Origin of the sequence: Pseudotamlana haliotis (genome assembly GCF_008806375.1) — a bacterium.
In the GTDB taxonomy this organism is placed as follows: domain Bacteria; phylum Bacteroidota; class Bacteroidia; order Flavobacteriales; family Flavobacteriaceae; genus Pseudotamlana; species Pseudotamlana haliotis.
The window spans coordinates 1-1,146 of the sequence record NZ_WAAT01000069.1 but is presented as its reverse complement, the minus strand read 5'-3'; the positions used below and the strand labels follow the sequence as shown (position 1 = coordinate 1,146).

Here is a 1,146-nt window from a genome sequence, read left to right as displayed (position 1 = left end):
GTTGGCAAACATTTTTAACCTAATACATTTTTAAAACTATGAACACAGCAATAAAATCAATCTCAGCCTTAGAAATCTTAGACTCAAGAGGTAACCCTACTGTTAGAACTTATGTTACTTTAGAGGATGGTACAAAATCATTTGCTTCTGTACCATCTGGTGCATCTACTGGACAAAATGAAGCAGTAGAGCTTAGGGATGGAGAGAAACGTTACAATGGTACTGGGGTTCAAAAAGCTGTAGATAATGTGAACAACGAAATAGCAAATGCTCTAAGAGGTAAAGATGCATCTAATCAAAAAGATATTGATTACTTAATGATAGAGCTGGATGGAACTGATAACAAATCTCGTCTTGGTGCAAATGCAATTCTAGGTGTATCTATGGCCGTTGCTAAAGCTGCAGCAGAATCTGCTAACCTTCCATTATACACTTATTTGGGTGGTGTCAATGCCGTTCGTATTCCAGTTCCTTGTATGAATATATTAAATGGTGGTGAACATGCTGACAATAGTGTAGACTTTCAAGAATTTATGCTTGTTCCTCATGGCGCTCCTTCTTTCAAAGAAGGTCTTCGTTATGTCGCTGAAACATTCCATATACTTAAAAGTATTTTAAAAAGTAATGGAATGGCTACAAGTGTTGGAGACGAAGGTGGGTTTGCACCTAACTGTTCTAGTAACGAAGAAGCAATAGAATTAATAATTGAAGCAATAAAGAAAGCTGGTTATAAACCAGGTACAGACCTATCAATTGCTATTGATAGTGCCGCAAACTCATTTTCTCCAAATTTAGATGGGAATTATGATTTGTCTTGGTCTGGGCTTGGTAAAATGAAAACTTCAGACCTAATTAAAAAAAGTGCTGAGTGGTTAGAGAAATATCCTATAATCCTATGGGAAGACCCTGTTTCAGAAGGTGACTGGGATGGATATATTTCTTTCACTAAACTTTTTGGAGATAAAATTGAAGTTGTTGGTGACGATAATTTTGTGACAAACACAAAGTATATCAAAAAAGGAATTGAAATTGGTGCTTGTAATTCGGCTCTTATTAAACTAAATCAAATTGGTTCTGTAACTGAAACGATTGAAGCTGTAAGAATGTGTAAAGAAGCAGGGTGGAGATATTTCCTTTCTCACCGTT

1 protein-coding gene is annotated in these 1,146 nt (G+C 36.0%); it reads left to right on the top strand.

What is annotated here, in order from left to right:
• Positions 1–38 precede the first annotated feature (38 nt).
• Positions 39–1,146 (top strand): phosphopyruvate hydratase (eno, locus tag F6U93_RS14435; RefSeq protein ID WP_150940934.1); only part of this gene is annotated, 1,108 nt, incomplete at its 3' end.